Source organism: Blastococcus sp. TF02-8 (genome assembly GCF_003319175.1).
Lineage (GTDB): Bacteria > Actinomycetota > Actinomycetes > Mycobacteriales > Geodermatophilaceae > Blastococcus.
The window spans coordinates 438,355-445,199 of sequence record NZ_QOHK01000003.1 but is presented as its reverse complement, the minus strand read 5'-3'; the positions used below and the strand labels follow the sequence as shown (position 1 = coordinate 445,199).

6 protein-coding genes are annotated in these 6,845 nt (G+C 72.0%); all 6 read right to left on the bottom strand.

The features are described 5' to 3' along the window. Positions 1-379: 379 nt before the first annotated feature. On the bottom strand, positions 380-1,162 hold the full coding sequence (dapB, locus tag DQ237_RS09185; RefSeq protein WP_113799349.1) for a 4-hydroxy-tetrahydrodipicolinate reductase: 783 nt from the start codon (positions 1,160-1,162) through the stop codon (positions 380-382). Between the two features lie 48 nt (positions 1,163-1,210). Continuing rightward, positions 1,211-1,564, bottom strand: coding sequence for a VanZ family protein (locus DQ237_RS09180; protein ID WP_113799347.1), 354 nt, complete (start codon positions 1,562-1,564; stop codon positions 1,211-1,213). Between the two features lies 1 nt (position 1,565). After that, a complete protein-coding gene (locus DQ237_RS09175; RefSeq protein WP_113799345.1) occupies positions 1,566-2,927 on the bottom strand; it encodes a pitrilysin family protein in 1,362 nt (453 codons plus the stop codon). Then, positions 2,924-5,185, bottom strand: a complete 2,262-nt coding sequence (locus DQ237_RS09170) for a polyribonucleotide nucleotidyltransferase (protein ID WP_113799343.1) — start codon at positions 5,183-5,185, stop codon at positions 2,924-2,926. The genes DQ237_RS09175 and DQ237_RS09170 overlap by 4 nt, the downstream gene beginning before the upstream one ends. Positions 5,186-5,456: 271 nt before the next feature. Continuing rightward, positions 5,457-5,726: a 30S ribosomal protein S15 gene (gene rpsO, locus DQ237_RS09165; protein ID WP_113799341.1), complete on the bottom strand. Its 270-nt coding sequence runs from the start codon at positions 5,724-5,726 to the stop codon at positions 5,457-5,459. Positions 5,727-5,875: 149 nt separating this feature from the next. Further along, positions 5,876-6,844: a bifunctional riboflavin kinase/FAD synthetase gene (locus DQ237_RS09160; protein WP_113799339.1), complete on the bottom strand. Its 969-nt coding sequence runs from the start codon at positions 6,842-6,844 to the stop codon at positions 5,876-5,878. Between the last annotated feature and the right edge of the window lies 1 nt (position 6,845).

Here is a 6,845-nt window from a genome sequence, read left to right as displayed (position 1 = left end):
CGCCGCCAGCGTTCGTCCTGAGCCAGGATCAAACTCTCCGTAGATGATTTGATCGCGGCTGAGAACCGAGAGCTGACACTCTCGATATCAATCAACCAAAGGAATCCCAGCCACGACTGCACGAGCCATGGCACGGGGTATTACTTGGCACTGACTTTCGGCACGCTGTTGAGTTCTCAAGGAGCGGACGCGCAGAAACTCGACCCTTCCGGGCTTCGCTCCTGGCTGGATGTCCAACTCTACGCCGGTTTCCGGTCGACCCGCTACCCGCGGGGCCCGGTCCGGCGGCCCTCCCGGGCCGCGCGGCGCAGGGAGAACAGTACACGAGGTCTGGGGCCGCTGTGCAACCCCCCGGAGAGTGTCCCCGGGCACACCTCGGTCAGAGGCCGAGGAAGCTCTCGATCCCCACCGTGAGACCGGGCCGCCGGCCGATCTCGCGCACGGCGAGCAGCACCCCCGGCATGAAGGACGCCCGGTCGAAGGAGTCGTGCCGGATCGTCAGGGCCTCCCCCGCAGCTCCCAGCAGGACCTCCTGGTGCGCGACCAGCCCCGTCAACCGCACGGCGTGGACCGGAACGCCCTCGACGTCAGCGCCCCGCGCGCCCGGGAGCGAGTCGGTCGTCGCATCGGGGGCCGGCGGAAGGCCGGCCGCACGCCGGGCCGCGGCGATGAGCCGCGCCGTACGGACCGCGGTCCCGGACGGGGCGTCCACCTTGTTCGGGTGGTGCAGCTCGACCACCTCGACGGAGGGGAAGAAGCGCGCCGCCTCCTGGGCGAAGCGCATCAGCAGGATGGCGCCGATGCCGAAGTTCGGGGCGATGACGACGCCCAGCTCGGGCTTGGGCTCCAGCCACTCGGCCACCGTGGCGAGCCTCGCCTCGTCGAACCCCGTCGTCCCCACGACGCAGTGGATGTTGTTGTCGATGCAGAACCGGATGTTGTCCATGACGACGTCCGGGCGGGTGAAGTCGACGACCACCTGTGCGCCCGCGTCCGCCACGTTGAACAGCCAGTCGCCGTCGTCGACCATGGCGACGAGCTCGAGGTCGTCGGCCTCGTTCACCGCCTTGACCACCTCGGTGCCCATCCGGCCCCGGGCGCCCAGCACCCCCACCGGTACGAGCGGGGGAACGGGAGCGGGCTGCGGATCGGTCGTGGTCACGCGGTCAGGTTTCCCGGACGGCGGCCCTGATGCAAGGCGGCCGACGGATCAGCGCGTCCGACGGGTGGCCCACGCCCGGCCGAGGAACCCGAGCGCGATGCCGGCCGCGTCGGCGAGCCCACCGGTCGCGGACGCGGAGCGCGCCAGCGGCGTCACCCCCTGGATCACCTCGCTCGCGGCCGCGTACCCGAGGAGGCCGACCGCGAGCGGGACGGCAGGGATGCCGGACCAGCGCCCGGTCGCCGCGAGAGCGGCGAACAACGCCAGGTGGACCAGCTTGTCCGTCCCCGGGGGCGCCGTCGGCACACCCGCGGCCGGCATGAAGAGGACGACCACCGAGACCAGCACCGCGAGCGCGAAGGCCGTGCGCGGCAGCACGCCGGGAGCGGTCTCGGTGCCCATGTCAGAGCTTGTCGAGGTCGGACTCGCGGTAGGGACCGACCACGGCAAGGCAGCTCTCCTGGTCGAACAGCTCGGCGGCCACCGCGCGCGCCCGGGCTTCGTCGACCGCGTCGATGCGAGCGAGCACGTCGCGCACCGGGACGTACTCGCCGTAGGAGAGCTCGCTCTTGCCGAGCCGGCTCATCCGGGAGCCGGTGTCCTCCAGGCCCAGGACCAGCCCGCCGCGCAGCTGGCCGCGAGCCCGGGCGACCTCCTCGGCGGTGAGGCCGTCGGCGGCGACGCGGGCCAGCTCCTCGCGGATCAGGCGGAGCACCTCGGGGACCCGCTTCTTCGAGCACCCCGCGTAGACGGAGAAGGCTCCGGCCCCGGCGTAGTGCGACAGGGCCGAGCCGACGCTGTAGACCAGACCCCGCTTCTCGCGGATCTCCTGGAACAGCCGCGAGCTCATCCCGCCCCCGACGGCGGCGTCCACGACCGCGGCGGCGTACCTGCGCTCGTCGAGCCGCCCCATCGAGGGCATGCCGAGGAGCAGGTGTGTCTGCTCGGTCCGCCGGGCGATCAGGCCGGCGCTGCGAGCGGGGCGCACCAGCTCGACGTCGCCGGTGCGCAAGGGCGCGGGTTCCGACGTCCCGGTCAGGCGGTCCCCGAAGGCTGCGGTCACCAGGTCGAGCACCTGCTGGTGCTCGACCCGGCCGGCCGCCGTCACCACGATCGACGGGACGGCGTACCGCGAGCGGTACCACCCGTCGACGTCGTCCCGGGTCAGGCCCTCGATCGAGTCCACCGTGCCCAGGACCGACCGTCCGAGCGAGGTGTCGCCGAACAGCGTCTCGGCGAAGAGGTCGTGGACCGCGTCGGACGGCTCGTCGTCCCGCATCGCGATCTCCTCGAGCACCACCGTGCGCTCGGACTCGAGGTCCGCGGCCGTGTTCGTGGCGTCGGTGACCAGGTCCGCCAGCAGCGTCACGGCCAGGGGTAGGTCACTGGCGAGCACGTTGGCGTAGTAGCAGGTGTGCTCCTTGGCGGTGAAGGCGTTCATCTCACCGCCGACCGCGTCCATGGCCGTCGCGATCTCCAGCGCCGACCGCGACGAGGTGCCCTTGAACAGCAGGTGCTCGAGGAAGTGCGACGACCCGGCGACCGACGGCGTCTCGTCCCGCGAACCGACGCCCACCCAGATGCCGAGCGTCGCCGAGAGCACGCCCGGCATCGTCTCGGTGAGGACCCGCAGGCCCCCGGGCAGCGTCGTGCGCTCCACGCGCCCGCCGACCTCGTCGAGGTCGAGGAGCGCGGTCTCCCCTACGGGAACCGGGGCGGGTGCGTGCGCACCCGCCCCGGCCCTGAACACGTCAGGCGTGGTCACTCACCCGCAGGCGCGGACTCGACCGGGGCGTCCGCCGCAGCGGCGTCGGACCCCTCGCCCTCGGCGGCCACCGGCTGGAGGCTGATCTTGCCGCGGGCGTCGATGTCGGTGATCTCGACCTGCAGCTTGTCGCCGACGTTCACGACGTCCTCGACCTTGCCGATGCGCTTGCCGCCACCGAGCTTGCTGATGTGGACCAGCCCGTCCTTGCCCGGGAGCAGGGAGACGAAGGCGCCGAACGGCGTGGTCTTGACGACCGTGCCGAGGAAGCGCTCGCCGACCTTGGGCATCTGCGGGTTCGCGATGGCGTTGATCCGGTCCACGGCGGCCTGGGCCGAGGGCCCGTTGGACGCGCCGACGTAGATCGTGCCGTCGTCCTCGATGGTGATGTCGGCGCCGGTCTCGTCCTGGATCGCGTTGATCATCTGACCCTTGGGACCGATGACCGCGCCGATCTTGTCGACGGGGATGCGCACCGTGGTCACGCGCGGGGCGTACGGGCTCATCTCGTCGGGGGCGTCGATCGCCTCGTTCATCACGTCGAGGATGTGCAGCCGGGCCGCGCGGGCCTGGGTCAGCGCACCGGCGAGCACGTCGGACGGGATGCCGTCGAGCTTGGTGTCCAGCTGCAGGGCGGTGACGAAGTCCCGCGTGCCGGCGACCTTGAAGTCCATGTCACCGAAGGCGTCCTCGGCGCCGAGGATGTCGGTCAGCGCGACGTACTCGGTCTTGCCGTCGACCTCGTCGGAGACCAGACCCATCGCGATGCCGGCGACCGGCGCCTTCAGCGGCACACCGGCGTTGAGCAGGGCCAGCGTCGAGGCGCAGACCGAGCCCATCGAGGTGGAGCCGTTGGAGCCCAGCGCCTCGGACACCTGGCGGATCGCGTAGGGGAACTCCTCGCGGTCCGGGAGCACCGGCACCAGGGCGCGCTCGGCGAGCGCGCCGTGGCCGATCTCGCGCCGCTTCGGCGACCCCACCCGGCCGGTCTCACCGGTGGAGTAGGGCGGGAAGTTGTAGTTGTGCATGTAGCGCTTGCGGGTCACCGGGGAGAGGGTGTCCAGCTGCTGCTCCATGCGCAGCATGTTCAGCGTGGTGACACCCAGGATCTGGGTCTCGCCGCGCTCGAACAGCGCCGAGCCGTGCACCCGCGGGATGACCTCGACCTCGGCCGACAGCGGCCGGATGTCGGTCAGGCCACGGCCGTCGATGCGGATCTTGTCGCGCAGGATGCGCTGGCGGACGGCCTTCTTGGTCAGCGCGCGGAAGGCACCGGAGATCTCCTTCTCCCGGCCCTCGAAGCGACCGGTCAGCGCGGCCTTGACCTCGTCCTTGAGTGCGTCGGTGGCGTCCTCGCGCTCGGCCTTGCCGGCGATGGCCTGCGTGGCGGCGAGGCGGTCGCCCACCTCGGCCTCGACGGCGGCGTAGACGTCGTCCTGGTAGTCGAGGAACCGCGGGAACTCGGCGACCGGCTTGGCGGCCTTCTCGGCCAGCGCGGCCTGGGCGTCGCAGAGCGCCTTGATGAAGGGCTTGGCGGCCTCGAGGCCCTGGGCCACGACCTCCTCGGTCGGGGCGGTGGCGCCACCGGCGACCAGCTCGATGGTCTTCTCGGTGGCCTCGGCCTCGACCATCATGATCGCGACGTCGCCGTCGGGCAGGACGCGGCCGGCCACGACCATGTCGAAGACGGCGTCCTCGAGCTCGGCGTGGGTCGGGAACCCGACCCACTGGCCGTTGATCAGGGCGACGCGCGTGCCGCCGACCGGGCCGGAGAACGGCAGGCCGGACAGCTGGGTGGAGGCGGAGGCGCCGTTGATGGCGAGCACGTCGTACAGGTGCTCGGGGTCCAGGGCCATGACCGTGATGACGACCTGGACCTCGTTGCGCAGCCCCTTGGCGAAGGTCGGGCGCAGCGGGCGGTCGATCAGCCGGCAGGTGAGGATCGCGTCCTCGCCCGGGCGGCCCTCGCGGCGGAAGAACGAGCCGGGGATGCGCCCGGCGGCGTACATCCGCTCCTCGACGTCGACGGTCAGCGGGAAGAAGTCGAACTGCTCCTTCGGCTGGCGGCCGGCCGTGGTGGCCGACAGCAGCATGGTGTCGCCCATGGTGACGACGACGGAGCCGGCGGCCTGCTTGGCGAGGCGGCCGGTCTCGAAGGTGATGGAACGGCTGCCGAAGCTGCCGTTGTCGATGACCGCGGTGGCGGTGGTGACGCCGTCCTCGGCGTCGAACTCAGCGGTGATGGTGGGTGCGGACATTCGTCCTTCTCTCTTCTTCGTCGCGGCGGCCTCGTGCCGGCTCGCGACTTCCTCTTGCGGCGGTGCGCGCCGTCGTCGTCCGGGTGACCGGTGCTCGATCGAAGTCCTCGGGTCCGCTCCCCCGACGGGGAACCGGCGCGTGCCCGGGGACCACCACCGAGGACCGGCCCGTCGCGGATCGCGTCGGGTGTCTCGCCGTGGCCCGTGCGGCGGGTGCCGCACGAGAGAGGGGACCGTCCCGGCGCGAACCGGGGGCGGTCCCCTCGACGTACTAGCGGCGCAGGCCGAGCCGCTCGATGAGCGAGCGGTACCGGTTGATGTCGGTCTTCGCCAGGTAGTTCAGCAGCCGGCGACGCCGGCCGACCAGCAGGAGCAGGCCCCGCCGGCTGTGGTGGTCGTGCTTGTGCGCCTTGAGGTGCTCGGTCAGGTCGCTGATCCGGCGGGTCAGCATCGCGACCTGCACCTCGGGCGAACCGGTGTCCTTCTCGACCGTCGCGTAGTCGGTCATGATCTGCTGCTTCGTCGCGCTGTCCAGCGCCATGGTTCGCCTCCTGGGCGGGTCACGTGTGGCCCTCGGTCTGGTTCACGAGGGCAGGTGAGCACACACGCCGGTGGTACCGGCACCCATGAGGCTACCAGCGCGGACACCGGCGACCGATCACGGTGCGTCGCCGCACCGACCCGCACGGGTCAGGGCGCCTCGGGCAGCCCCAGGGCACGGCGGGTGTCGGCGACGTCCTGCGCCATGGCGGCCAGCAAGGGCTCGATCCCGTCGAAGGCGGCCATCGGCCGGAGCCGGGCGGTGAACTCGACGCCGACGTGCTCGCCGTAGAGGTCACCGGCGTAGTCGAGCGCGAAGGCCTCCACCGTGCGGCGAGTGCCCTGGAACGTCGGGTTGGTGCCGACGGAGATCGCTGCCGGGAGGCGCTCGCCGCTGGAGCCGTCCTCGTTCTTGGCGACCAGGTGCCCGGCGTAGACGCCGTCGGCCGGGATCGCGGTGAACGGCGGCGTCTCGACGTTCGCCGTCGGGTAGCCCAGCTCCCGCCCGCGGCGGTGCCCGCGCACCACCACGCCGTCGACCCGGTGCGGCCGGCCCAGCGCGCGGGCTGCGGACACCATGTCCCCGGCGGCGACGCAGGCGCGGATGTAGGTGGAGGAGATGGTCACCTCGCCGTCGTCCGAGGAGTCCTGGGCCAGCGGCACGCCTTCGACGGCGAAGCCGAACCTGCGCCCCTGCTCGGCCAGCGTCGCGACCGTGCCGGCCGCCTTGTGGCCGTAGGTGAAGTTCTCCCCCACGACGACCTGCGCCGCGTGCAGCCGCTCGACCAGCACGGTGTGCGTGAAGGTCTCCGGCGCCAGGTGGCTGAACTCCTGCGTGAAGGGCAGCACGCACATCGCGTCCACGCCCAGCCCCGCGACCAGCTCGGCCTTGCGGTCCATCGCGGTGAGGATCGCCGGGTGGGAGCCGGGCCGGACCACCTCGGCCGGGTGGGGGTCGAAGGTGAGCAGCAGGCACGGACGGCGCATCGCCCGCGCCCGCGCCACCGCTGCGCCGATCAGCTTCTGGTGCCCGAGGTGGACGCCGTCGTACATCCCGACCGTGACCACGGTCCGGCCGAGGTCACCCGGGGTGGCCTCCAGCCCCCGCCAGCGCAGCACG